This window comes from Kutzneria viridogrisea DSM 43870 (assembly GCF_000525635.1).
In the GTDB taxonomy this organism is placed as follows: Bacteria; Actinomycetota; Actinomycetes; order Mycobacteriales; family Pseudonocardiaceae; genus Kutzneria; species Kutzneria viridogrisea.
Genome location: NZ_CP007155.1, coordinates 7,573,784 through 7,597,974 on the forward strand (window position 1 = coordinate 7,573,784; position 24,191 = coordinate 7,597,974).

Here is a 24,191-nt window from a genome sequence, read left to right on the forward strand (position 1 = left end):
ACCGATGGCGACGAGGGTCCCGTGGTGGAACTGGAGGTCTTCGCCGGGGACGGCGAGGACACCCCGGCCCAGGACCCGAGGCTGACCCCGAGGCAGCGCAAGGTGCTGCGGGTCATCCAGGAGTCGGTGGAGCGGCGCGGCTACCCGCCGAGCATCCGCGAGATCGGCGACGCGGTGGGCCTGACCTCCACCTCCTCGGTGTCACACCAGCTGAAGATGCTGCAGCGCAAGGGCTACCTGCACCGGGACGCGAACCGGCCGCGCGCGGTCGGCATGCTCACCGCGGAGGGCGGCCCGCAGCCCGTGGCGGAGCAGCCGGGCACCGCGCCGGTGTACGTGCCACTGGTCGGCCGGATCGCAGCCGGTGGGCCGATCCTGGCCGAGCAGACCTTCGAGGACGTCTTCCCGCTGCCCAAGGAGATCGTCGGCGACGGCACCCTGTTCCTGCTCAAGGTGGTCGGCGACTCGATGGTCGACGCCGCGATCACCGACGGGGACTTCGTCGCGGTGCGCCAGCAGGAGGACGCCGACAACGGGGACGTGGTCGCCGCGATGATCGACGGCGAGGCCACCGTGAAGACCCTCAAGCGGCGGGACGGGCACGTCTGGCTGATGCCGCACAACGAGGCGTACGAGCCGATCCTGGGCGACGAGGCGCAGATCCTCGGCAAGGTCGTCGCCGTGCTGCGCAGGCTCTGACCTGACCGCGAACGGGCCCGCTCCGCGCTGTGCGGAGCGGGCCCGTTCGCGTTGCTGGGCGGGTCAGTCGCGAGGTGCGAGGACCGTGAATCCGGCGTCGGTGGCGGCAGTGGCCAACCGGTCGTCGTAGGTGACCACGGCGTCCAGGTCGGTGCCGAGGAGTCGAGCCGTCGAGAGGTGGATGGCGTCCAGCGAGCGCAGCATTCGATCCGGCTCGTTCATGGCGCCGTCGACCACGTCGTCGTCCATGCTGATGTAGTCGAACGCGAGCAGGAGGTCACGCGCGTCCGGAATCGCCGCGGGCAACACGCGGGAGACGGCGCGCATCACCTCGACGCGCAGCAGCGAGGAACTGACCCAGGACGCGCTGGTCTGGCTGTCGTAGAACGCGGCGAACGCCTTGGAATGGCTCTCCTCGGCCAGCAGCTTGAGGGCGGCCGAGGTGTCGACGTAGTACAGGCTCACCAGGTGTCTTCCTCGCGCAGCTCCCGGAGCGCTTCGCCAAGACGGTCCTGACCGACGCTGGGACGCATCCGCGGCCGGTATCCGGGCCGGGTCGCCAGCCTCGCCTTGCCCGACTCCACCAGCCGCGTCATCGCCGGGGTCGGCGCGCGATCCTCGACCGGCACGATCCGTGCGATCAGGCGACCGTACTCGGTGACATCGACCGTCACGCCGCGCCGGACCCTGGCCAACACCTCACTGGTGTTGTGGCGCAGTTCCCGCAGGCCAACGGTGTAGTCCTCGCGGCGCTCCATGCACCCAACGTATCACAAAATTGTGGCCACACCCACCGGCTCCGGACAGCGCTCAGGCCCCCTCAGCGCGGGGCCGAGGGGGCCTGGACGGGTCGTGTCCGGACTCAGCTGGTCGGCGGAGTGGTGCTCACCTTCGCCTCGGTGGTGGCAGCGGGCGCCACCGGCGGCTGCGCGGCGGTCACCTCGGCGGCCGGTGCGGCAGCGGCGGGCGCCGCGCTGGCCGGAGCCGTGGCGGCCGGTGCGGCCGAGTCACCCTGACCGGCCTTCATCTCCGCCTTGAAGATCCGCAGCGACTGGCCGATCCCGCGGGCGGCGTCGGGCAGCTTGCGCGCGCCGAAGAGCACGACGAACACCAAAGCCACGATCGCCCAGTGCCAGGGGCTGAACTCGCCCATAGCCGTTCCTCCTCGAACGCGTGAGACTTCCTCCGCACCAGCCTAACCGTCCAAGGCGGCCGTGGGTATCAGGCGGGTGTGCTGTTCACCGCGAACCGCTCCAGCGCCCCGGCCAGGTCGCCGCGTACCCGGGCCCGCAGCTCGGTGCCCTCCTCGGTGTGCCGCTCCTCGAGCACCTCACCCTCCGCGTGCACCCTGGCCACCAGCGCGCCCTGGGTGTACGGCACGAGCACCTCGACCACCAGCGTGGGCCTGGGCAGCAGCTCGGCGACCTGCTCGCGCAGCGCCGCGACCCCCGACCCGGTGTGGGCCGAGACGAACGCGGCCCCGGGCAGCAGGTTGCGCAGCCTGGCCAGTGCGACCTCGTCGGCGGCGTCGGTCTTGTTGACCACCACCAGTTCGCGCGGCATCGGCCGGTTCAACTCGCCGCCGATCTCGCCGAGCACCTCGCGCACCGCCTGGACCTGCCACTCCGGCCTGGGGTCGGAGCCGTCCACCACGTGCAGCAGCAGATCGGCGTCGGCGGCCTCCTCCAGGGTGGAGCGGAAGGCCTCGACGATCTGGTGCGGCAGGTGCCGGACGAAGCCCACGGTGTCGGTGAGCGTGTACGGCAGGCCCTCCGGCGTGGTGGACCTGCGGGTGGTCGGGTCCAGGGTCGCGAACAGCGCGTCCTGCACCAGCACCCCGGCCTCGGTCACGGCGTTGAGCAGGCTGGACTTGCCCGCGTTGGTGTAGCCGACGATGGCCACGCTGGGCACCTCGTTGGCCACGCGGCGCCCGCGCTTGGTCTCGCGCACCACGCTCATCGCCTGGATCTCCTTGCGGAGCTTGGCGATGCGCTTGTGGATACGCCTGCGGTCGGTCTCCAGCTTGGTCTCACCGGGTCCACGCAGACCCACACCGCCGCTGGCGCCACCGGCCCGGCCACCGGCCTGCCGGGACATGGCGCTGCCCCATCCGCGCAGGCGTGGCAGCAGGTACTGCAACTGGGCCAGCTCGACCTGCGCCTTGCCCTCCTTGGACTGAGCGTGCTGGGCGAAGATGTCCAGGATCAGGGCGGTCCGGTCGACCACCTTGACCTTGAGCCGCTCCTCCAGCTGGCGCAGCTGGCCGGAGGACAGCTCGCCGTCGCAGATCACCGTGTCCGCACCGGTGGCGACGACCACGTCGCGCACCTCGCGGACCTTGCCCGAGCCGACGTAGGTGGCCGGGTCGGGGCGGTCCCGGCGCTGCACCAGGCCCTCCAGAACCTGGGAGCCCGCGGTCTCGGCGAGCCGGGCCAGTTCGGCCAGGGAGGCCTCGGAGTCAGCGGCGCTGCCCTCGGTCCAGACCCCGACCAGCACCACGCGCTCCAGGCGCAGCTGGCGGTACTCGACCTCGGTGATGTCGTCGAGTTCGGTGGACAGCCCCGCGATGCGGCGCAGCGCCGCGCGGTCGGCGAGTTCCAGATCGCCGGTGGACAACAGCTCGTCCCCGTCGTCCCCGGGCTCAAATGCGTAAGTTTCCGTCATCTTGACATCGAGTGTCCCACGTGCTGGGTACCGCTTACCAGTGAGTTACTCCGTCAGTCGCTGTCATAGGCCGCCAGGTACACCGCGAACCGACTGCCACCGGGGTCGGCGGGCAGGTCCCGGTACTCGTCGAGCACGGCGTGCAGGCGGTCCAGCAGCTCGGCGCGGCGTTCCTCGGGCAGCTGGAACACCAGCCGGGTCTGCCGCAACCCGGCCACGCCCACGTCGGCGACCTCGCCGAGGAAGGCGCCCAGCGCGGCCTCCTGGAGCGCCACCCGGTCGGCACCGAAGTCCAGCCGCAGCGAGAGCCCGGTGGACCGGTACGGCTTCTCACGGGCGCCCCGGGTGCCGCGCCGTGCGGGCAACTCCTCCAGGAAGCCCGTGTCCACGAGCTTGCGCACGTGGTGCAGCGTGGTCGCCGGGTCGCGGCCCAGCCGCTGGGACAGCTCGAGGTTGGTCAGCGGGCGCTCGTAGGTGAGCCGGATGATGCGCATCCGGACCTCGGAGGCCAGCGCGGCGGCCTCGGCCCTGGTCGCTGGCCGGAGCGGTTCGGCGGCTGGCACGTCCAGAGCATAACTGATTGACAGTTTCCAATCACTTCGGCGAGGCTGCCCGCCATGGCACGTCCCTCCCTGCTCGCGCACGCCGACTTCCGCCGCCTCTGGGCGGGCGACACGGTCAGCCAGTTCGGCGTGTTCATCGGCCAGTTCGCGATCCCGACCCTGGCCATCACCCTGCTGGCGGCCACCCCGTTCGAGGTCGGCGCGCTCAGCGCGGCGGAGACCTGCGGCTTCCTGCTGGTCGGCCTGCCCGCGGGCGTCTGGGTGGACCGGCTGCGGCGCAGGCCGCTGATGCTGCGCGCGGACCTGGCCAGGGGCGCGCTGCTGGCGACGATCCCGCTGGCCTGGGCGCTGGGCGTGCTCACCGTGGCGCAGCTGCTGGTGACAGCCCTGCTGGTGGGCGTGCTCACGGTGTTCTTCGACGTGGCCTACCAGTCCTACCTGCCCGCACTGGTCAGCCGGGACCAGCTCGCCGACGGCAACGCCAAGTTGCAGGCCAGCCAGTCCACGGCGCAGGTCACCGGTCCGGCCATCGCGGGCTGGCTGGTGCAGGTCGTCGGCGCGGCCAACGCGGTGCTGGCCACGGCGCTGGGCTTCTTCGCCTCGGCCGCCGCGCTGTGGCGGATCAGGACCGTGGAGCCGGAGCCGGACCGCACGCAGCGGCGCGGTATGCGCGTGGAGATCGCCGAGGGCCTGCGCTTCGTGCTGCACCACCGGGTGCTGCGGGCGATCACCGGCTGCACCGCGACGGCCAACCTGTTCGGCGGGGTGAACAACGCCGTGCTGATGGTGTTCCTGGTGCGCGAGCTGGGAGTCGTCCCCGGCCTGGCCGGTGCCCTGCTGGCCGTGGGCGGGATCGGCGGGGTGCTCGGCGCGCTGCACGCCTCCTGGTGGGCCCGCCGCGTCGGCCAGGCCAGGAGCATCTGGCTGGTGCAGCTGGTGTTCTCGCCGATGATGTTGCTGCTGCCGCTGGCGGGCAACGACTGGCGGCTGGTGTTCTTCGCACTGGCCGAGGGCGCCGTGGGCTACAGCGCCGTGGTCTACAACGTCGCCCAGGTCAGCTTCCGGCAAGGGGTCTGCCCGGACCACCTGCTGGGCCGGATGAACGCCTCGATCCGGTTCATCGTGTGGGGGACCCTGCCGCTGGGCGGCCTGCTCGGCGGCGCGCTGGCGGAGTGGGTCGGGGCGCGTGGCGCACTGTGGGTCGGCGCCGCGGGTGGCCTGCTCGCCGTGCTGTGGGTGCTGGCCTCACCACTACGCACCCTGCGCGACCTGCCTACCGAGCAGCCGCGGCCCACCAGTGCGCGCTAGCGGCGCAGGTGGCGCGTCGCGCGCAACAGCGGCCGGTACGTGTTGGCGTCGGCCAGGCGGAGCAGCAGGTCGGTCAAGCTGATGGGCACCAGGGCACAGGCATCCAGCAGCGCGGGAAAGGCCACTAGCGGGTCCTCACGATCCGTTCTGCCGCGTCGCCGAGGTCGGCTTGCTCAGCGTCCTGAGTCAGCTCACGCAGCGCCTGGCGCCGCTTGGCGCGGGCCTGCTCCTGGTAGTCCATGACGTCGGCCAGACGGACCCTGCGGTGCCGTCCCCGGTGCTCGAACGGGATCTCGCCGGACTCCAGCAGTCTGACCAGCGTCGGCCGGGAGATGCTGAGCACCTCCGCCGCCTCCTGGGTGGTCAGCAACGTGTTGTGCGGGGCGACTGTGATCGCCAAGCCCTGGGCCATCGCGTCCACGACGCTGCGAAGTACCTGGTAGACGGCGTCCGGCAGTTCGACGGGGACGCCGTCCGGCCCCACCAGGGCAGGTACCGCGGGTACGTCCTGGCCAGCGTTGCCCAGCAGGGAGGCCAGGGCGTGCAGCCGCGGCCGGGCGGTGGTGTCGTCGGCGGCGGGTGGCAGGACAGTGTGCGACTGCCGTTCCAGGGAAACGGTCATCGGACCCTCCGGTACTGGCGAAGAAGCTGGGCGGCGAGGCAACACCAGGCTATCCGAAAAAAACGAACACGCGCCACCCCTCCTCGACCTACCTACCGAGCAGCCGCGGCCCACCAGTCCGCGCTGAGCTCCCCGCTGGCCACCAGCACCGCGGGGCCGGTGAGCGTGCTGGCGCCCGGCTCGACGGTGATCACGACCCGTCCACCCGGGACGTCCACAGTGGACTGACCGGACTGGCGCCCGTGCAGGTGCAGGTACCCGGCGAGCACGGCGACCGTGCCGGTGCCACAGGAACGGGTCTCGCCGACCCCGCGCTCGTGCACGCGCATGCGCAGCGCGCCGGGGCCCAGGTCGGCGACGAACTCGACGTTGACCCCGTTCGGGTACACGGCGGGGTCGTACGCGGGCGGGGTCGTCAGGTCCAGCCCGGCCAGGTCCTGCTCGGTGACGCAGACCAGGTGCGGGTTGCCCACGTCCACGCAGACACCGGGGAACTCCCGGCCGTGCAGGGTCGCGGTGGACTCGCCGAACACGCGGGCCGGTCCCATCTGGACGGTGACCTGCCCGTCCGGGTGCACCACCACCGGCCGGTCGCCCGCACGGGTGCCCACGACGAACTCGCCCACCTCGGCCAGCCCTGCGAAGACCAGGTAGTTGGCGAAGACCCGCACCCCGTTGCCGCACATCTCGGCGATCGAGCCGTCGGCGTTGCGGTAGTCCATGAACCAGGCGTCGCCGTCCACTCCGGACGGCAGGTCGGGCAGCAGTTTGCCGGGCACGACTCGCAGCACGCCGTCCGCGCCGATGCCCCGGCTGCGGTCGCACAGCGCACGCACCCGCTCGTCGGTCAGTTCCAGCGTGCCATCCAGGTCGGGCAGGATCACGAAGTCGTTCTCCGTGCCGTGCCCCTTGACGAACTCAACACCCACACCGCCCAGGTTACTGGTCCAGTCGGGTGAGCACGGCGTCGAGCAGGTCGGGGCGGGCCGCGTCGAACCACGTGACCCTGGCGTCGCGGCGGAACCAGGACCGCTGTCTGCGCACGAAACGCCTTGTGGCGCGGGCGGTCTCGGCCGCGGCGGTGTCCATGTCGTACTCGCCGTCGAAGGCGGCCAGCACCTGCTGGTAGCCCAGTGCGCGAGCCGCGGTGCGCCCCTCGCGCAGCCCCCTGGCCGCCAGCTCGCGGGTCTCCTCGACCAGACCGGCCGCGAACATGCGCCGCACCCGCAGGTCCACCCGCGAGTCCAGCTCGGCCACCTCGCGGTCCACGCCGATCAGGACGGTGCCGTACCGGGCGGGCCCCGGCTTGGGCATGCTCGCGGAGAACGGCCGCCCGGTCAGCTCGATGACCTCCAGCGCGCGCACCACCCGGCGGCCGTTGCTGGCCAGGATGGCGCCCGCCGCCACCGGGTCGGACTCGGTGAGCCTGCGGTGCAGCTCGGCGGGGCCCACCTCGGCCAGCTCGGCCTCCAGCCGCGCGCGGATGAGCGGGTCGGTGCCGGGGAACTCAAGGTCGTCCAGCACGGCCTGCACGTACAGCCCCGAGCCGCCCACCAGCACCGGCGTGCGCCCCCTGGCGAGCAGGTCCTCCACCACCGCCCTGGTCTCCCGCTGGTAGGCCGCCACCGAGGCGGCCTCGGTCACCTCCAGCACGTCCAGCAGGTGGTGCGGCACCCCGGCCCGCTCCTGCTCGGTGACCTTGGCGGTGCCGATGTCCATGCCCCGGTACAGCTGCATGGCGTCCGCGTTGACCACCTCGCCGCCCAGCCGCTGGGCCAGCCGCACGCCCAGTTCCGACTTGCCGGTCGCGGTCGGACCCACCACGGCGACCGCCCTCACGACCACACCGCCACGTGGTAGCCGACCCCGTACGGGGCCTGGGAGTAGAGCAGTTCCGCGCGCCAGCGGCGCCCACCGTGCCGGGCCACACCCGCGAGCACCTGCCAGGCGGGCAGACCCGTGACGTTCAACTCCGCCGCCAGCTCGGGGTCCAGGTCCAGCAGCGCCTCGGGGTCGGCCTCGGCCAGCGCGCGGCTCACCAGCGCGTCGTAGCCGGGGGCCCGCTCGTCCGCGTGCCCGGCCGGTCCGGGGTGCCGGTTCGAGCCGTCGCCGAGCACGAGCAGGCCCACCTCGCCCTCGCTGGCGGCCAGCCGTTCGCCCAGGGCGAGGCGCTCGGCCACGGGGGCGGCCGGGTCGACCAGTTCGGGGCGCACGTGGTCGGCCGCGGCCTCGCCCCGCAGCCAGGCGGCCACCAGCAGGGGCAGCGGCATGGCCGGGTCGGGGGTCGTCCCGGCGGGGTCGGCGGTCAGCGAGACGATCACGTCCACCCCGTAGCCCCGGAAGGTGCCGAGGGTGTTTCCGCAGGTCAGCGAGCCGCTGGAGACCGCGATCCAGGTCGGTGCGGCCTGCGCGAGCTGCTTGGCCGCGCGCACGCAGGCGGCCCGCAGCGCGCCGGTGTCGGTCACCGCCCCGGTCACCAGTTCGGGTAGCAACAGCGGTGGGTGGGGCACTGCGGCAACGCTCACGATCACGTCACGGCACGCTACCCGGCGACCGTGTTCACCGGTCGGAGTACCGGGGCGCGGCCTGACCTGTTTGAATGCCTCGCGAAGGTATTCGGACCCTCGCGTTCGAGGTACCGGGGTGCTGGGCCCCGCCAGCGGCGGGGCGCTCGTGCCGGGCACGGGCTCAAGGTGTGCAGGCGAGGAGGAAGCCGGCGATGACGGAGCAGGAGAAGACCCCCCAGAGCGGGGTCGAGCAGGTGGCAGCGGTGGTGGCCGAGCAGGCGCCGCAGGCTGAGGCGGGGACCGCGATCCTGCCCTCGGGCGCGCAGGCGACCCCGCCCCCGGTGGCGGTTGCCTCGGAGGACCCCACCAAGTGGGGCAGGGTGGACGCGGAGGGCAAGGTCTACGTCCGCACCGAGGACGGCGAGCGCGAGGTCGGCTCGTGGCAGGCCGGTGAGCCCGCCGAGGGGCTGGCGCACTTCGCGCGCCGCTTCGACGACATGCGGACCGAGGTGGAGCTGCTGGAGGCCCGGCTGGGCTCCGGGGCCGGTGACCCGAAGCAGGCGCTTACCAGTGCCAAGCATGTGCAGCAGGCGTTGGTCGACGCCGCGGTGGTCGGCGACATCGCCGCGCTGACCGCGCGGGTCGCGCACGTGATCGGTGCCGCGGAGAAGGCGGTCGAGAAGGCACGGGCGGCCAAGGACGCGGCCCGCGCCGAGTCGGCGGCGCGCAAGCAGAAGCTGGTGGAGGAGGCCGAGGCACTGGCCAACGAGTCCACCCAGTGGAAGGTCGCCGGCGACCGGCTGCGCACGATCCTGGACGAGTGGAAGACGATCCGGGGTGTGGACCGCAAGACCGACGAGCAGCTGTGGCGCCGGTTCTCCAAGGCCCGGGACGCGTTCAACCGCCGTCGTGGGGCGCACTTCGCGGAGCTGGACCGGCAGCGGGCCACCGCCAAGACGCGCAAGCAGGAGCTGGTCGACGAGGCCGAGCAGCTCTCGTCCTCGGAGGACTGGGGCGCGACGGCCGGGCGCTACAAGGAGCTCATGGTCGAGTGGAAGGCCGCGGGCCGCGCGCCCAAGGAGTCCGACGACGCGCTGTGGCAGGCCTTCCGCGCCGCGCAGGACAAGTTCTTCGCGCGCCGCTCGGCGGCCTTCGACGAGCGGGACGCCGAGTTCGGCGACAACGCCAAGGCCAAGGAGGCCCTGCTGGCCGAGGCCGAGCAGATCGACCCGGCCACCGGGCTGGAGGCGGCCCGTCAGGCGCTGTACAAGCTCCAGGAGCGCTGGGACCAGATCGGCAAGGTGCCCCGCGAGCGGGTGCGCGAGCTGGAGGGTCGGCTGCGCGCGGTCGAGGAGCGGGTGCGCGGGGCCGTGGACGCCCAGTGGCGGCGCACCGACCCCGAGGCGGAGGCCAGGGTCGCGCAGTTCCGCGAGCGGGTGAACCAGTTCGAGGCGCAGGCGGAGAAGGCGCGCAACGCGGGCGACAAGCGCCGGGCCGACCAGGCCGAGGCGCAGGCCGCGCAGTGGCGTGAGTGGCTGGAGGCCGCGGAGAAGGCAGTCGCCACCCGCTGAGCGGGACTCAGGCCGCCGCTGGGCGGGACACGCGGGGTTGTCGAGCGCGTGTCCCGCCCAGCGGCGTCTTCACCCGCGGGCGGAACACCAGCGGGCGGAAAGGCAGCGCGTGTCGGCGCTTCGTGTGGCGCGTGTCGGCGCCTCCGGTGCGAATTCCCATCCAGTGGGCGTTCGTACCGCCAGCGCCGACACGCGGTGCCGGAGACGCCGACACGCGCTGTTCCGTTCCAGCAGCGCGAGTCCCGCTCTGGTGCGGGTCAGTCCCGGTCCGCCGGGTCGGCCTGGCGGTTGAAGGTGATCTTCACCCACTGCACGGTCAGCACCAGCACCGTCACCGCCGCGAGCAGCAGGCCGATGCCGGGGCCCGGGCCGGGCTGGTGGCTGGCGCTGGACTGCTGGGACCAGATCGCGAGCAGGCCGGTGATCGTGGCGAACCCGCAGCCCGCCGACGAGATCCAGGCCAGGGCCCACAGCCTGCTGGTCAGTGCGAGCCCACCGGCCAGCACGCCGAACAGCAGGGCGCAGACCGCGAACAGCCGGGGCACCATGCCGATGCCCGCACTGGGGTTGAACAGGACCTGCCAGCCGCTGGTGCCCGCCACCCAGGGCAGCAGCGCGGCGACCAGCAGGACCAGCACGCACACGGCCACGACCATCGCGCGGGCCCCGGGGTCGATCCGCCGGAGCGGGGCTGTACGCCGCATCGTCATGACGCCGAGCATCCTCCTGCCGCGGGCACGGCCGCAGGCGGGGGCGCCCCGAAGGCGGGCAGCCCCAGGCTGACCCCGGAGGTCTTGGGCCGCAGCCCGGCCTCGGTGTTGTCCCCGGCCCTGGTGCGCCGGTGGCCGAGCAGCTCCCCGTCGGCGACCAGGTAGTGCGGGGCCGCGTAGGTGACCGTGGTGTGCACCACGTCCCCGGGCCGCACGCCCTCGGTGGCGGTGAAGTGCACCAGCCTGCCGTCGCGGCCACGACCGCTCATCCGCCGGGTCTCGGAGTCCTTGCGGCCCTCCCCCGCCGCCACGAGCAGCTCCACCGTGCTGCCCACGAGCTTCTTGTTCTCCGCCCAGGAGACCTCCTCCTGCACGGCGATCAGCCGCTCGAAGCGCTCCTGCACGACCTCCTTGGGCAGCTGCCCGGCCATCTCGGCGGCGGGCGTGCCGGGCCGCTTGGAGTACTGGAAGGTGAAGGCGCTGGAGAACCGGGCCTGGCGCACCACGTCCAGGGTGCCCTGGAAGTCCTCCTCGGTCTCACCGGGGAAGCCGACGATGATGTCGGTGGTGATGGCGGCGTCGGGCATGGCGGCCCGCACCTTGTCCAGGATGTCCAGGTACCGCCCGGTGCGGTAGGAGCGCCGCATCTCCTTGAGCACCCGGTCCGACCCGGACTGCAACGGCATGTGCAGCTGGTGGCAGACGTTGGGCGTCTCGGCCATGGCGGCGATGACGTCCTCGGTGAAGTCCTTGGGGTGCGGGGAGGTGAACCGGACCCGCTCCAGGCCCTCGACCTCACCGCAGGCGCGCAGCAGCTTGCCGAAGGCCAGCCGGTCGCCGAACTCCACCCCGTAGGAGTTGACGTTCTGGCCGAGCAGGGTCACCTCCAGCACCCCCTCGGCGACCAGGGCCTGCACCTCGGCGAGGATCTCGCCGGGCCGCCGGTCGCGCTCCTTGCCGCGCAGCGAGGGCACGATGCAGAAGGTGCAGGTGTTGTTGCAGCCCACGGAGATCGACACCCAGCCCGAGTACGCCGAGTCGCGGCGCGCGGGCAGGGTGGACGGGAAGGTCTCCAGCGACTCCAGGATCTCCACCTCGGCGGCGGCGTTGTGCCGCGCCCGGTCGAGCAGGGTGGGCAGCGAGCCGAGGTTGTGCGTGCCGAACACCACGTCCACCCAGGGCGCGCGCTCGATGATGTCCCCGCGGTCCTTCTGCGCCAGGCAGCCGCCCACGGCGATCTGCATGTCCGGGTTGGCCTGCTTCATCGGCCGCAGGTGCCCGAGCGTGCCGTAGAGCTTGTTGTCGGCGTTCTCGCGGACCGCGCAGGTGTTGAACACCACCACGTCGGGCGCGGCGCCCGAGTCGACTGGCCGGTAACCGGCGTCTTCCAGCATTCCGGCCAGCCGCTCGGAGTCGTGCACGTTCATCTGACAACCGAACGTACGGATCTCGTAGCTCCGCGTCACACCATTCCTTCTTCCCATCGCACCGCTGCACCCCAGGGTAGAACGCCGAGCTGGCAGTATTGGCGGGTGCCACCACTCGTGCCCAGGCTGACCGCGGTCCTCGCACTGCTCGTGCTGCTCGCGGCCTGCCAGCCCGACCTGGCCGGGCAGCAGTTGCGCATCGCCACCGGCAACAGCTCCGGGGTGTACTTCCAGCTGGGCAGCAAGCTCGCCGACACCTGGCACAGCGCGCTGGGGATCAACGCCAGCACCAGCAGCACCCAGGGCTCGGTGGACAACCTCAACCAGTTGCACGAGGGCAAGGCCGACGTGGCGCTGGTGGCCGCCGACGCGGCGTCCAAGGACGAGGCCAAGCAGCTGCCCGGCACGCCGCTGCGCGCGCTGGGCCGCATCTACGACGACTACATCCAGGTGGTCGCCCGCGCGGACTCGGGCATCGAGCGCATGTCCGACCTGCGCGGCAAGCGGGTCTCGGTGGGCGGCACGGACTCCGGGGTGACCGTGGTGGCCAGGAACCTGCTGGAACTGGCCGGGCTGACCCCCGCCACCGGCACCACCCAGGTGCAGCTGGCCCTGCAACCCTCGCTGGACGCGCTGGCGGCCAACCAGGTGGACGCCTTCTTCTGGTCCGGCGGCCTGCCCACCCCGGCGATCACCAACGCACTGGCCAAGGGCGAGCGGCTGCGGCTGGTGAACCTGGAGGAACTGGTCAAGCAGGTCCGCAACAAGTACTCGTACTACGACGCGGCGACCGTGCCCAAGACCGCCTACGCGAACATGGCCGACTCGGTGACCACGCTGGTGGTGCACAACCTGCTGATGGTGCGCCAGGACATGCCCGCCGACGAGGCGCGGGCGCTGGTGCGGGCGCTGTTCGATGCGCAGCCCACGCTCGCCGAGGACGGCAACCAGGTGGTGAAGCTGGCGGCGCAACTGCTGGACGTGCGCGCGGCCATCGAGACCTCACCGATCACGCTGCACGACGGGGCGCTGGAGTACTACCGCTCAGTCAAGCAGTAGCGGCAGGTCGAAGCGCACCCGCAGGCCGCCACCCTCGGGCAGGTCCAGCACCACGGTGCCCTCGACCCGCTCCACCAGCAGCCGCACGATGGCCAGCCCCAGCCCGGAACCGCGCATGTTCTGGTGCGCCTGGCTGCGCCAGAACCGGTCGGTGGCCCGCTCCAGCTCCTCCGGTTGCAGGCCCGGCCCGTGGTCGCGGACCGAGAACCGCGCCCGCTTCCCGTCGGCGCGCACGTCCACGCGCACCATCGAGCCCTCCTCGGTGAACTTCAAGGCGTTGTCCAGCAAGGCGTCCAGCGTGGTCTCCAGGGCGCGGGGCGGCGCGAGCGCGGTGCCAACCGGCTCGCCGTCGAGCACCAGGGCCACGTCCCGGGCCGTGGCCACCGCCTGCCAGGCCCGCAGCCGGGCGCTGACCACCTCGTCCACCCGCACCGGCACCGGGTCCACCGAGCTGGACTCGGCGCGGGCCATGGCCAGCAGCTCGTCCAGGATCCGGTTCAGCCGGTCGGCCTCCTCCAGGGCGGCGACCTGGTGGGTCTCCGCCTCCGGCAGCACCTGACCCTCCAGGTTGGACAGTCGCAGGCGCAGCGCGGTCAACGGGTTGCGCAGCTGGTGCGAGGCGTCGGCCACGAACGCCCGCTGCGCGGCCAGCACGTCGCTGACGTTGGCGGCCATCTGGTCGAAGGAGTTGGTGAGCCTGCGCAGCTCCGGGGGGCCGCTGTCGGCGCCGACCGGGTCCACCCTGCGGCCGTTGACCACGGCGGGCAGCAGCGCGGCGGTCGCGCCGTCCAGCTTGTGGATGGGCCGCAGCATCCAGCGCACCAGCGGCAGCGAGGCCAGCACCGCGACCCCCACCGCGAGCAGGCCGCCCACGATGATCGCCACCCACCACAGCGCGATCCCGGTGCGGGTGGGCCCGGTGGGCGAGCTGGTCACCACCACCCCGCGCACCTCGCCGTTGACCAGCACCGGCTCGGCCAGCACCATCGGGCCGGTGTCCCAGGGCAGCAGCAGCGGGCCCTCGTCGGGGCGCTTGCCCGAGCGGGCGTCCACCAGCCCCTCGTGCACCACCGGGTCGGCGACGCTGATGGTGGAGCCATCCGAGGCGGTGAGTTCGGTGAACTCCGAGTTGGGGTTGCGGTCGCCCCGGTCGAACACCGCCACCGAGATGCCGTACACCGACTGGTAGCTGTCCAACTGGGACTTCAGGCCGCCGACCTGGCCGTCCTGCTCGATGCGCTGGGCCAGCGAGGCGTACCGGCTGGTGTCGGCCAGCCGGTCGGAGAACAGGGCGCTGCGCTCGGTGCCCGCCACGGTCAGCGCGAGCGGGATGCCCAGCGCCAGCACCAGGATCGCCACCACCGTGACGAAGGTGCCCAGCAGGCGCGTGCGCACTCAGCCCTCCTCGGCGGCGCCGACGTCGGCGGCCAGCCGGTAGCCGACCCCGCGCACCGTCTCCACCAGCGCGGGCCTGCCCAGCTTGGTGCGCAGGGTGGCCACGTGCACGTCCAGGGTCCGGTTGGCCCCCGCCCAGCTGCGGCCCCACACCTCGGCGATGATCCGCTCCCGGGTGCACACCGCGCCGCCCGCGCCGACCACCAGCGCCAGCACCTGGAACTCCTTGCGGGACAGGGCGATCGACTCGCCCGCCACGGTCACCTGGTGGCGCACCAGGTCGATGTCCACGTCGCCAACGTGCACCGAGCCCGGTGAGCTGGCGCCGGTGTCCCCGCGCCGCCTGCGCACCGCGTGCACCCTGGCCACCAGCTCGCCCACGTCGTAGGGCTTGACCAGGTAGTCGTCCGCCCCGGCGTGCAGCCCGAGGATCCGGTCGTCCACCTCGCCGCGCGCGGACACCACGATGATCGCCACGTCACTGGCCGCGCGGATCGCCCGGCACAGGGTGACCCCGTCGATGTCGGGCAGCCCCAGGTCGAGCAGCACCACGTCGATCCCGTGCAGGCGGTCCAGCACGCCACGCCCGGTGGCCAGCCGGTCCACCGTCAGCCCGCGCCTGGCCAGCGCGGGCAGCAGTGCGTCGGCCACCCGGTCGTCGTCCTCGACCAGCAACACCCGCACGGTGGCCCTCCTCACGTCCGAAGCGCTGAATCTACCGGGAGCGCCTTTCGGCCGTGACCGGGTTGCCCCGCGTTCACCTCGCGCTGGCACAGTCCGCCCGTGAGCACACAGCTGTCCGGAGAGGAACTGGCCGCGCGCGCCGAGACCGCGCTGGCCGTACCGCTGCAGCACGCGCTGGGCGCGCGGCTGCTCGACCCCGCCGACCCTCCCGCCGGGGTCTGCTTCACCGTCGGCGAGCTCGCGGCCAACGGGGTCGGTGGCCTGCACGCCGCCGCCCTCCAGGCCGTGCTGGAGCTGGCCGGCTACCTGGCCGTGCTGCCGCACCTGACCGTGGCGGAGCACGCCGTGACGCACGCGGTGTCGGCGCAGTTCGTGTCGGCCGCCGCCGTAGGCGAGCTGGTGCGGGCGGTGGGCACGGTGGACCGCCGCACGCGCCGCGTGGCGTTCCTGTCCGTGCTGGCCACCGCGGGCGACCAGGTCATCGCCCGCGCGCAGCTGACCAAGTCGGTGGTGGCGATGCGGTAACGCACCCGACCGATTCGGGCGGTGTGGGCGTGTCTACTCTGCGTGGACGATGCAGACTTGGGACCCTAAGTCTTGCTCAAGCCGCCTGGACTGGTGTGGTGGGCGACACCTACGTTTCCCGCCAACACCCCACCCCCCTGTAGCTGGAGGATCGATGTCTGCTCCCGGCACCGTGCCCATGATCCGGATGGCCGGTGTGGACAAGTTCTTCGGACCGCTGCACGTGCTGCGGTCCATCGACCTGGAGGTGCCCCGGGGCCAGGTGGTGGTCGTGCTGGGCCCCTCCGGTTCGGGCAAGTCCACGCTGTGCCGCACGATCAACCGGCTGGAGCCGATCGACTCCGGCACCATCGAGGTGGACGGCCAGCCGCTGCCCGCCGAGGGCAAGGCGCTGGCCCGCCTGCGCGCCGACGTGGGCATGGTGTTCCAGTCGTTCAACCTGTTCGCGCACAAGACGATCCTCGAGAACGTCATGCTGGCCCCGGTGAAGGTGCGCGGCACCGCCTCGGCGAAGGCCCGCGAGGAGGGCATGGCCCTGCTGGAGCGGGTGGGCATCGCCAACCAGGCCGACAAGCTGCCCGCGCAGCTGTCCGGCGGCCAGCAGCAGCGCGCGGCCATCGCCAGGGCGCTGGCGATGAAGCCCAAGGTGATGCTGTTCGACGAGCCCACCTCGGCGCTGGACCCGGAGATGGTCAACGAGGTGCTGGACGTGATGACCTCGCTGGCCAGGGAGGGCATGACGATGCTGGTGGTGACCCACGAGATGGGCTTCGCCCGGCGCGCGGCCGACCGCGTGGTGTTCATGGCCGACGGCGAGATCGTCGAGGACACCACCCCCGAGGAGTTCTTCACCTCGGCGAAGTCCGAGCGGGCCAGGGATTTCCTTGGCAAGATCCTGAGCCACTGAGTTCAGTGCAGACAGCAGTCGGAGGGAAAACAATGCGGTTGAGCCGGGTTCTTCGTGCCGGTGCGGTGGTGACGGCGCTGGCGCTGTCGGTGGCCGCGTGCGGCGGCGGCAAGAAGGCCGACGCCAGTGACAGCCTGGTCGACAAGGCCAGCAGCGCCAAGAAGCTGACCGTGGGCATCAAGTTCGACCAGCCCGGCCTGGGCCTGAAGAAGCCGGACGGCAGCTTCGAGGGCTTCGACGTGGACGTGGCGCGCTACATCGCCAAGGAGCTGGGCGTGGACGCCGCCAACGTCACCTTCAAGGAGGCGCAGTCCAAGGAGCGGGAGAACCTGATCAAGAACGGTGACGTGGACTTCATCGTCGCCACCTACTCGATCAACGACGACCGCAAGAAGTCGGTGGACTTCGCCGGGCCGTACTTCATCGCCGGTCAGGACCTGCTGGTCAAGAAGGGCAACACCAGCATCACCGGCAAGGAGAGCCTCAACGGCAAGAACCTCTGCTCGGTGACCGGCTCCACCCCGGCGCAGAACATCAAGGACAAGTTCTCCAAGGAGGCCAACCTCCAGCAGTACGGCAAGTACACCGACTGCATCTCGGCCCTGCTCAACGGCACCGTGGACGCGGTCAGCACCGACGACGTGATCCTCGCCGGTTACGCCGCCCAGTACCCGGGCAAGCTGGACCTGGTGGGCCAGCCGTTCACCACCGAGAAGTACGGGGTCGGCCTGAAGAAGGGCGACACCAAGGCCCAGAAGGCCGTCAACGACGCCATCCTCAAGATGGAGAACTCCGGCGACTGGAAGAAGTCCCTGGAGACCAACGTCGGCCCGTCGGGCTACAAGATCCCGGACGCCCCCGCGATCACCGAGAAGTGATTCGAACCCGCTGAACCAGACGGGGTGCCGGGGCGTTGCCCCGGCACCCCGGTCCGCAAGAGGAGTCTTCGGTGGACTACCTGAGCAAGTACGACCTGCTCGGCGCGTTCTGGGTGACCGTCCAGCTCACCGTGTTGTCGGCGGTGGGATCGCTGGTCTGGGGCACCCTGCTGGCCGCGATGCGGGTCAGTCCCGTGCCGCTGATGCGCGGGTTCGGCACCGCGTACGTGAACCTGGTGCGCAACATCCCGCTGACGGTGATCATCACCTTCAGCGCTGTCGGTCTGAGCAGCACGCTGGGTGTGGTGCTGGCGGACAAGAACGAGCACGGGTTCTTCGAGGTCAACAACTTCCGGCTGGCCGTGCTCGGGTTCACCCTCTACACCGCCACGTTCGTGTGCGAGGCGATCCGCTCGGGCATCAACACCGTTCCGGTCGGGCAGGCCGAGGCGGCCCGCGCGCTGGGGCTGGGCTTCGGCCAGACGCTGCGCATCGTGGTGCTGCCGCAGGCGCTGCGCTCGGTGGTCGCCCCGCTGGCCAACGTGCTGATCGCGCTGACCAAGAACACCACGGTGGCCAGCGTCATCGGGGTGGCCGAGGCCTCGCTGCTGATGGCGGAGATGGTGGAGAAGCAGGCGGACCTGCTGCCCATCTCGGCCCTGTTCGCCCTCGGGTTCGTCGTGCTCACCCTGCCGACCGGGTTGGTGCTGGGCTGGATCGGCAGGAAGGTCGCGGTGAAGCGATGAGTACCCAGTCCGTCCTGTACGACGCGCCCGGTCCCAAGGCCAAGGCCCGCAACGTCGTCTACACCATCGTGTTCGGCCTCGCGCTGCTCGCGGTCGCATGGTTCGTCTACCGCGGCCTGGACGCCAAGGGCCAGTTCGCCGCCGCGATGTGGACCCCGTTCCTCGACGCGGACGTGTGGGAGAACTTCATCCTGCCCGGGCTCGAACTGACCCTGCTCGCGGCCGCGCTGTCCATCGTGATCGCGCTGCCGTTCGGCGCCGTGCTCGGCATCGGCAGGCTGTCGGAGCACCGCTGGGTGCGGGTCCCCGTCGCCGTGGTGGTGGAGTTCTTCCGCGCCATCCCGGTGTTGATCCTGATGATCTTCGCCAACCAGTACTACGCCGACTACACCGACATCGGCTCGGACAACCGCGGCCTGTACGCCGTGGTCACCGGCCTGGTGCTGTACAACGCCTCCGTGCTGGCCGAGGTGGTCCGCGCCGGGATCCTGTCGCTGCCCAAGGGCCAGTCCGAGGCCGCCTACGCCCTGGGCCTGCGCAAGACCCAGATCATGGTGTCGGTGCTGCTGCCGCAGGCGGTGAAGGTCATGCTGCCCGCGATCCTGAGCCAGCTCGTGGTGATCCTCAAGGACACCGCCCTGGGTGGTGCCGCCGTGGCCGCTGCCGACCTGCTCCGCAGCGGCACCCTGATCTCCGGCAACTACAACAACGCCGTGCCCACCTACATCGTGATCGGCGCGATCTACGTGGTGATCAACCTGCTGCTGACCTGGGCCGCTTCCCTGTTGCAGAAGCGCTGGTCCCGCGGCTCGCGCTCCACGCCGCAGGTGACCGTCACCGCCGCGGTCGGCACGGCCACCGCCGCCTGACCTGGCGTGGCGTGAAGGTGCCGTTGAGGACGTTCAACGTCCCGAACGGCACCTTCACGGCGTTTGGGGCGGGCGTGGCGCGATGTCATGAAGGTGCCGTTCAGGGCGTTCAACGTCCCAAAGGGCACCTTCACGGCGTTGCCAGCGAGGCCCACGGCGCCCCCTGCCTCGCCGCGATGTCATGAAGGTGCCGTTCAGGGCGTTCAACGTCCCGAACGGCACCTTCACGGCGTTTGGGGCGGGCCGGGCCGTCACGGGATGGTCGGCGGGGTGGCCTTGATGCCGGAGCGGGCCAGGGCGGCGTCGTAGAGGCGCTGCCAGGTGCCGTCGGCGATGGCCGCGCGCAGGACCTGGTTGATCCGGTCGCGCAGCGGCTTGTCGTTGCCGGGCAGCAGGACGACGTAGTCCAGCGGCTGGCCGCCGGGCAGGTCGGCGGCGGCGAGGTTGGTGGGGTCGGACTCGGCGTAACCGGCCACGGCGGGCAGGTCCTGCACCACGGCGTCGACGGTGCCGGAGCCGAGCTGGTCCACGCAGTCGGCGAGCGAGTTGCTGCCGAGCAGCTTGTCCGGGTCGGTGATCTTCAGGGCGCGGGCGGCGGCCTGGGCGGGTGAGTCGGAGACCGAGCAGATCCGGCGGCCAGCGGCGCTGGCGGGATCGGTGACGGCGGGGCCGGACTGACGGTAGAGCAGGCCCAGGTGGGCGTTGAGGTACGGGCCCGCGGCGAGCAGCTGCGCGGACCTGCCCTGTTCGGCGGTGGCGCCGCCCAGGTAGAGGTCGGCGTCACCGGAACTGACCGAGCCCAGGCCCGCACCGGGGGGAAGCTGCTTGAACTGGATCTGGTCGGCGGTCAGGCCCAGCTTGGTCGCGACCAGCCGGGCCAGGTCCACCTCGAAGCCGGAGTAGTCCCCGGAGGCGGGGTCGCGGTGCGCCAGCCCGGGCTGCTCGGTGCGCAGGGCCACGGTGATCCGGCCGCGCTGGTGGATCCGGTCGTAGGTGGGTGAGCCGGACACGGCCCCGCTGGGCGCGGCCGTGGTGGTCGTGGCGGTGGCCGGTGGCGGCCCGGGCTGCGCGTCGCCGCCTGCGCAGCCCGCGAACAGTGCGCAGCCTGCGAGAACGGCGGCGACGCGGGCACCGGTGGTGCGGATCACCCCACCATCGTGCACACGCAACCACGACCTGTCGACTTGAAAGTGGCCCCTACTTCTTCGGCTTGCGGAACAGCCGCATGAGCGGGTCGTAGCTGCGGTCGGCGACCCGCTCCTTGAGCGGGATCAGCGCGTTGTCAGTGATCTTGATGTGCTCGGGGCACACCTCGGTGCAGCACTTGGTGATGTTGCAGAAGCCCAGGCCGTGGTCCTCCTTGGCCTCCTGCGCGCGGTTGTCGTGGGTGTCCAGCGGGTGCATGTCCAGTTCGGCGATGCGCATCAGGAAGCGCGGACCGGAGAAGTTGGTCTTGTTGTCCTCGTGGTCGCGCACCACGTGGCAGGTGTTCTGGCACAGGAAGCACTCGATGCACTTGCGGAACTCCTGCGAGCGCTGCACGTCGATCTGCTGCATCCGGTACTCGCCGGGCGCGAGATCCTCGGGCGGGCGGAACGCGGGCACCTCGCGGGCCTTCTGGTAGTTGTAGCTGACGTCGGTGACCAGGTCGCGGATCACCGGGAAGGTCCGCATCGGGGTGACCGTGACGATCTCGGCCTCGGTGAAGGTGGACATCCGGGTCATGCACAGCAGCCGCGGCCTGCCGTTGATCTCCGCGGAGCAGGAGCCGCACTTGCCCGCCTTGCAGTTCCAGCGCACTGCCAGGTCCGGGGCCTGGGTGGCCTGCAACCGGTGGATGACGTCGAGCACGACCTCACCCTCGTTGACCTCCACGGTGTAGTCGTGCAGGTCCCCGTCCGCATCATCCCCGCGCCACACCCGGAACCGCGCCTTGTAGCCCATGTCAGCTCTCCTTCGCGGGCAGCTCGGCGAGTTCGCCGGTGGTGAAGTACTTCTGCAACTCGCTGTACTCGAACAGGGCCATCAGGTCCTCGCGCAGCGGGATCTGGTCCTTGGCCGTCACGCTGACCCCGTCGCCCTCGGCGCGGCACACCAGCAGCTGGCGCCGCCAGTCCGGGTCCATCCTGGGGTGGTCCTCGCGGGTGTGGCCGCCGCGGCTCTCGGTGCGCAGCAGGGCCGCCTTGGCCACGCACTCGCTGACCAGCAGCATGTTGCGCAGGTCGATGGCCAGGTGCCAGCCGGGGTTGAACTGCCGGTGCCCCTCCACCACCACGTTGCGGGCGCGCTGCTTGAGCTCCTCCAGCGCGGTCAGCGCCTGCTCCACCTCGCCGCCGCGGCGGATGATGCCGACCAGGTCGTTCATCGTCTGCTGCAACTGGGTGTGCACCGTGTACGGGTTCTCCTGCTGCCCGGTGCCGCCCTCGGCGAACGGGTCCACCGCGCGCGCGGCCGCACCGTCCACATCGGACTCAGAGATGACCGGGCGCTTGTCCCCCAGCGACCGCACGTACCCGGCGGCGCCCGCACCCGCGCGCCTGCCGAACACCAGCAGGTCGGACAGGGAGTTGCCGCCCAGCCGGTTGGAACCGTGCATGCCGCCCGCGACCTCCCCGCAGGCGAACAGGCCGGGCACGCTGGAGGCCGCGGTGTCCGGCTCCACCTCCACCCCGCCCATCACGTAGTGGCAGGTGGGCCCGACCTCCATCGGCTCCTTGGTGATGTCCACGTCGGCCAGTTCCTTGAACTGGTGGTGCATGGACGGCAGCCTGCGCACGATCTCCTCGGCGGGCAGCCGGCTGGACACGTCCAGGAACACGCCGCCGTGCGGGGAGTTGCGGCCCGCCTTGACCTCGGAGTTGATCGCCCTGGCCACCTCGTCGCGGGGCAGCAGCTCCGGCGGGCGCCGGTTGTTGTCCGGGTCGGTGTACCAGCGGTCGGCCTCGGCCTCGTTGTCGGCGTACTTGTCCTTGAAGACCTCGGGGATGTAGTCGAACATGAACCGGCGGCCCTCGGAGTTGCGCAGCACCCCGCCGTCCCCGCGCACCGACTCGGTGACCAGGATGCCCTTCACGCTGGGCGGCCACACCATGCCGGTGGGGTGGAACTGCACGAACTCCATGTTGATCAGCGACGCCCCGGTGCGCAGGGCCAGCGCGTGCCCATCCCCGGTGTACTCCCAGGAGTTGGAGGTCACCTTGAAGGACTTGCCGATGCCCCCGGTGGCCAGCACCACCGCGGGCGCCTCGAACAGCACGAACCGGCCGGTCTCCCGCCAGTAGGCGAAGGCCCCGCTGACCTTGTCCCCGTCGCGCAGCAGCTCGGTGACCGTGCACTCGGCGAAGACCTTCAGCCGGGACTCGTGGTCCCCGGTCTCGGCGTGGTCCTCCTGTTGCAGGGACACGATCTTCTGCTGCAACGAGCGGATCAGCTCCAGGCCGGTGCGGTCGCCCACGTGCGCCAGCCGGGGGTACTCGTGCCCGCCGAAGTTGCGCTGGCTGATCCGCCCGTCGGCGGTGCGGTCGAACAGCGCGCCGTAGGTCTCCAGCTCCCAGACCCGGTCCGGGGCCTCCTTGGCGTGCAGCTCGGCCATCCGCCAGTTGTTCAGGAACTTGCCGCCGCGCATGGTGTCGCGGAAGTGCACCTGCCAGCTGTCGTGCGAGTTGACGTTGCCCATGGCCGCCGCGATGCCGCCCTCGGCCATCACCGTGTGCGCCTTGCCGAACAGCGACTTGCACACCACGGCGGTGCGCAGCCCCTGCTGGCGGGCCTCGATCGCCGCGCGCAGGCCAGCGCCACCGGCACCGATCACCACGACGTCGTAAGCGTGGCGTTCCAGCTCGGTCATCAAGACTCCGTATTCGGTTAGAAGAACTTCACGTCGAGGAGGGCACCGCTGGCGACCAGCGCCACGTAGAGGTCCGCCAGTGCCACCCCGAACAGCGACAGCCAGGCGAAGAGCATGTGCCGGGTGTTCAGCCTGGAGACCAGCGTCCACGCCTTGTAACGCACCGGGTGCTTGGAGAAGTGCGTGAGCCGGCCGCCCATCGCGTGGCGGCAGGAGTGGCAGGACAGCGAGTACAGCCAGAGCAGCGCGGCGTTGGCCAGCAACACCAGGGTGCCCATGCCCATGTGACCCCAGTTGCCGTCCGCGTCCCGGAACGCGATCACGGCGTCGTAGGTCAGGATGACGTTGAACACCAGGCCGATGTAGAAGAAGTACCGGTGCAGGTTGTTGAGCACCAGCGGGAAGCGGCGCTCACCGGTGTACTTGCCGTGCGGCTCGGCCACCGCGCAGGCGGGCGGCGAGGCCCAGAACCCGCGGTAGTAGGCCTTGCGGTAGTAGTAGCAGGTCAGCCGGAAGCCCAGCGGGAAGACCAGGATCAGCAGTGCGGGCGACAGCGCCCACCAACTGCCGAGCAGGTGCACCTCGCTGCTGCCCGGCACGCAGTTGGCGGCCAGGCAGGGCGAGTAGAACGGCGAGATGTACGGGGCCGCGTAGTAGTCGCCGTTCGCGAAGGCGCGGACGGTGGCGTAGATGATGAACGCGACCAGCACGAGGACCGTGACGGCGGGCTGGACCCACCACCGGTCGGTACGCAGAGTGCGTGCGTTGATCCGCGCCCGACCAGGGGCGGTGGTGCCTGCCGTCATGTCTCCTCTGTTCGCTCCGTTGCGAGTGGAGTCATCAGACTCTCAGCGATGGTGCGGGTGGTATCCGCCAACTCCTTCGTCATCGGCGCCACGCCACAGGTCAGGGTCGTACGGGGTGTCTGGCACGACCACGACCTCGCGTGGGTCGGCCGCGCGCGGGGCCGGTGCGGGCATCGCGGCGCCCAGGTCCTCGGCGTCGATGTGCAGCCGCTCCAGGTCGTTGGCCAGCCGGCGGACCACGGTCGCGTCCCCGTACTGGTTCTCCAACGCGCTGATGCACTGCCGAAGCTGTCCGATGGCCCGCCGCAGGTTCGCGATCTCAGTCGTGGGCATCCCCAGCACCTCCCAGACACACACAGGCGTCAACGTGTCCGGCGCCACAGTGGCACCGTGCCGCAGACTCT

Annotated in this window: 28 protein-coding genes; 9 read left to right on the forward strand and 19 right to left on the reverse strand. The window is 71.3% G+C overall.

Annotated features, from left to right (window positions below; translation table 11 throughout):
- The first annotated feature begins 21 nt into the window (after positions 1-21).
- Positions 22-699 (forward strand): transcriptional repressor LexA, encoded by a 678-nt coding sequence (gene lexA, locus KALB_RS32715; protein ID WP_042222852.1) that lies wholly within the window; start codon positions 22-24, stop codon positions 697-699.
- A gap of 63 nt (positions 700-762) precedes the next feature.
- Here lexA and KALB_RS32720 read toward each other — a convergent pair whose 3' ends face one another.
- The 5 genes from KALB_RS32720 to KALB_RS32740 form a co-directional block, all read right to left on the reverse strand.
- Positions 763-1,164 (reverse strand): type II toxin-antitoxin system VapC family toxin, encoded by a 402-nt coding sequence (locus KALB_RS32720; RefSeq protein WP_051912949.1) that lies wholly within the window; start codon positions 1,162-1,164, stop codon positions 763-765.
- On the reverse strand, positions 1,161-1,457 hold the full coding sequence (locus tag KALB_RS32725; protein ID WP_025359893.1) for a type II toxin-antitoxin system Phd/YefM family antitoxin: 297 nt from the start codon (positions 1,455-1,457) through the stop codon (positions 1,161-1,163). The genes KALB_RS32720 and KALB_RS32725 overlap by 4 nt, the downstream gene beginning before the upstream one ends.
- Positions 1,458-1,561: 104 nt before the next feature.
- Positions 1,562-1,852: a Sec-independent protein translocase subunit TatA gene (tatA, locus tag KALB_RS32730; RefSeq protein WP_025359894.1), complete on the reverse strand. Its 291-nt coding sequence runs from the start codon at positions 1,850-1,852 to the stop codon at positions 1,562-1,564.
- Between the two features lie 68 nt (positions 1,853-1,920).
- A complete protein-coding gene (gene hflX, locus KALB_RS32735; RefSeq protein WP_025359895.1) occupies positions 1,921-3,363 on the reverse strand; it encodes a GTPase HflX in 1,443 nt (480 codons plus the stop codon).
- A 53-nt stretch (positions 3,364-3,416) separates the two neighbouring features.
- Entirely contained in the window at positions 3,417-3,926 is a 510-nt protein-coding gene (locus KALB_RS32740; RefSeq protein ID WP_025359896.1) for an ArsR/SmtB family transcription factor, read from the reverse strand.
- Between the two features lie 54 nt (positions 3,927-3,980).
- Here KALB_RS32740 and KALB_RS32745 point away from each other — a divergent pair, with 54 nt between their 5' ends.
- The gene (locus KALB_RS32745) at positions 3,981-5,234 is read left to right on the forward strand and encodes an MFS transporter (protein ID WP_025359897.1); all 1,254 of its coding nucleotides are present in this window, start codon (positions 3,981-3,983) and stop codon (positions 5,232-5,234) included.
- On the opposite strand, the gene KALB_RS49985 is transcribed toward KALB_RS32745, so the two are convergent.
- The 5 genes from KALB_RS49985 to KALB_RS32765 all read right to left on the reverse strand — a co-directional run bounded on the left by KALB_RS49985 (position 5,231) and on the right by KALB_RS32765 (position 8,387).
- Positions 5,231-5,359: a hypothetical protein gene (locus KALB_RS49985; RefSeq protein ID WP_268872228.1), complete on the reverse strand. Its 129-nt coding sequence runs from the start codon at positions 5,357-5,359 to the stop codon at positions 5,231-5,233. The two genes, KALB_RS32745 and KALB_RS49985, sit on opposite strands and share 4 nt — an antisense overlap.
- On the reverse strand, positions 5,359-5,856 hold the full coding sequence (locus KALB_RS32750; protein WP_025359898.1) for a helix-turn-helix domain-containing protein: 498 nt from the start codon (positions 5,854-5,856) through the stop codon (positions 5,359-5,361). The genes KALB_RS49985 and KALB_RS32750 overlap by 1 nt, the downstream gene beginning before the upstream one ends.
- Positions 5,857-5,948: 92 nt before the next feature.
- Positions 5,949-6,785 (reverse strand): diaminopimelate epimerase, encoded by an 837-nt coding sequence (dapF, locus tag KALB_RS32755; protein ID WP_025359899.1) that lies wholly within the window; start codon positions 6,783-6,785, stop codon positions 5,949-5,951.
- 10 nt (positions 6,786-6,795) lie between these two features.
- Positions 6,796-7,695 carry a tRNA (adenosine(37)-N6)-dimethylallyltransferase MiaA gene (gene miaA / locus KALB_RS32760; protein WP_025359900.1) on the reverse strand — a complete coding sequence of 300 codons (900 nt, stop codon included), beginning with the start codon at positions 7,693-7,695 and terminating at the stop codon, positions 6,796-6,798.
- Positions 7,692-8,387, reverse strand: coding sequence for a class III extradiol ring-cleavage dioxygenase family protein (locus KALB_RS32765; RefSeq protein ID WP_025359901.1), 696 nt, complete (start codon positions 8,385-8,387; stop codon positions 7,692-7,694). The genes miaA and KALB_RS32765 overlap by 4 nt, the downstream gene beginning before the upstream one ends.
- A gap of 188 nt (positions 8,388-8,575) precedes the next feature.
- Between KALB_RS32765 and KALB_RS32770 the strand changes: the two genes are divergently transcribed.
- Positions 8,576-9,934: a DUF349 domain-containing protein gene (locus KALB_RS32770; RefSeq protein ID WP_025359902.1), complete on the forward strand. Its 1,359-nt coding sequence runs from the start codon at positions 8,576-8,578 to the stop codon at positions 9,932-9,934.
- 257 nt (positions 9,935-10,191) lie between these two features.
- Here the strand turns inward: KALB_RS32770 and KALB_RS32775 are convergent, their stop codons facing one another.
- Together KALB_RS32775 and miaB are read right to left on the reverse strand one after the other, a co-directional pair.
- The gene (locus KALB_RS32775) at positions 10,192-10,644 is read right to left on the reverse strand and encodes an Rv2732c family membrane protein (RefSeq protein ID WP_035968305.1); all 453 of its coding nucleotides are present in this window, start codon (positions 10,642-10,644) and stop codon (positions 10,192-10,194) included.
- Complete coding sequence (miaB, locus tag KALB_RS32780) at positions 10,641-12,110, reverse strand: tRNA (N6-isopentenyl adenosine(37)-C2)-methylthiotransferase MiaB (protein WP_025359904.1); 1,470 nt, start codon at positions 12,108-12,110, stop codon at positions 10,641-10,643. Before miaB ends, KALB_RS32775 begins: the two co-directional genes overlap by 4 nt.
- Before the next feature lie 66 nt (positions 12,111-12,176).
- On the opposite strand from miaB, the gene KALB_RS32785 reads away from it, so the two are divergent.
- The gene (locus tag KALB_RS32785) at positions 12,177-13,130 is read left to right on the forward strand and encodes a TAXI family TRAP transporter solute-binding subunit (RefSeq protein WP_042221038.1); all 954 of its coding nucleotides are present in this window, start codon (positions 12,177-12,179) and stop codon (positions 13,128-13,130) included.
- On the opposite strand, the gene KALB_RS32790 is transcribed toward KALB_RS32785, so the two are convergent.
- Both KALB_RS32790 and KALB_RS32795 read right to left on the reverse strand, forming a co-directional pair.
- Complete coding sequence (locus KALB_RS32790; protein ID WP_025359906.1) at positions 13,116-14,525, reverse strand: sensor histidine kinase; 1,410 nt, start codon at positions 14,523-14,525, stop codon at positions 13,116-13,118. The two genes, KALB_RS32785 and KALB_RS32790, sit on opposite strands and share 15 nt — an antisense overlap.
- Entirely contained in the window at positions 14,526-15,209 is a 684-nt protein-coding gene (locus tag KALB_RS32795) for a response regulator transcription factor (protein WP_025359907.1), read from the reverse strand.
- A gap of 99 nt (positions 15,210-15,308) precedes the next feature.
- Between KALB_RS32795 and KALB_RS32800 the strand changes: the two genes are divergently transcribed.
- The 5 genes from KALB_RS32800 (at position 15,309) to KALB_RS32820 (ending at position 19,134) form a co-directional block, all read left to right on the forward strand.
- The gene (locus KALB_RS32800) at positions 15,309-15,734 is read left to right on the forward strand and encodes a PaaI family thioesterase (RefSeq protein WP_025359908.1); all 426 of its coding nucleotides are present in this window, start codon (positions 15,309-15,311) and stop codon (positions 15,732-15,734) included.
- Between the two features lie 178 nt (positions 15,735-15,912).
- Positions 15,913-16,641: an amino acid ABC transporter ATP-binding protein gene (locus KALB_RS32805; RefSeq protein WP_025359909.1), complete on the forward strand. Its 729-nt coding sequence runs from the start codon at positions 15,913-15,915 to the stop codon at positions 16,639-16,641.
- 32 nt (positions 16,642-16,673) lie between these two features.
- A complete protein-coding gene (locus KALB_RS32810) occupies positions 16,674-17,519 on the forward strand; it encodes a glutamate ABC transporter substrate-binding protein (RefSeq protein ID WP_025359910.1) in 846 nt (281 codons plus the stop codon).
- Between the two features lie 71 nt (positions 17,520-17,590).
- Positions 17,591-18,265 (forward strand): amino acid ABC transporter permease, encoded by a 675-nt coding sequence (locus tag KALB_RS32815; protein WP_025359911.1) that lies wholly within the window; start codon positions 17,591-17,593, stop codon positions 18,263-18,265.
- A complete protein-coding gene (locus KALB_RS32820) occupies positions 18,262-19,134 on the forward strand; it encodes an amino acid ABC transporter permease (RefSeq protein WP_025359912.1) in 873 nt (290 codons plus the stop codon). The genes KALB_RS32815 and KALB_RS32820 overlap by 4 nt, the downstream gene beginning before the upstream one ends.
- Positions 19,135-19,385: 251 nt before the next feature.
- On the opposite strand, the gene KALB_RS32825 is transcribed toward KALB_RS32820, so the two are convergent.
- The 5 genes from KALB_RS32825 to KALB_RS32845 are packed head-to-tail and all read right to left on the reverse strand — an operon-like array spanning position 19,386 to position 24,120.
- A complete protein-coding gene (locus tag KALB_RS32825) occupies positions 19,386-20,282 on the reverse strand; it encodes a transporter substrate-binding domain-containing protein (RefSeq protein ID WP_158510863.1) in 897 nt (298 codons plus the stop codon).
- Between the two features lie 49 nt (positions 20,283-20,331).
- Positions 20,332-21,078: a succinate dehydrogenase/fumarate reductase iron-sulfur subunit gene (locus KALB_RS32830; RefSeq protein ID WP_025359914.1), complete on the reverse strand. Its 747-nt coding sequence runs from the start codon at positions 21,076-21,078 to the stop codon at positions 20,332-20,334.
- 1 nt (position 21,079) lies between these two features.
- Positions 21,080-22,981, reverse strand: coding sequence for a fumarate reductase/succinate dehydrogenase flavoprotein subunit (locus KALB_RS32835; RefSeq protein ID WP_025359915.1), 1,902 nt, complete (start codon positions 22,979-22,981; stop codon positions 21,080-21,082).
- 17 nt (positions 22,982-22,998) lie between these two features.
- Complete coding sequence (locus KALB_RS32840; protein WP_025359916.1) at positions 22,999-23,787, reverse strand: succinate dehydrogenase subunit SdhC; 789 nt, start codon at positions 23,785-23,787, stop codon at positions 22,999-23,001.
- A 42-nt stretch (positions 23,788-23,829) separates the two neighbouring features.
- Entirely contained in the window at positions 23,830-24,120 is a 291-nt protein-coding gene (locus KALB_RS32845; RefSeq protein WP_025359917.1) for an Rv0250c family protein, read from the reverse strand.
- Between the last annotated feature and the right edge of the window lie 71 nt (positions 24,121-24,191).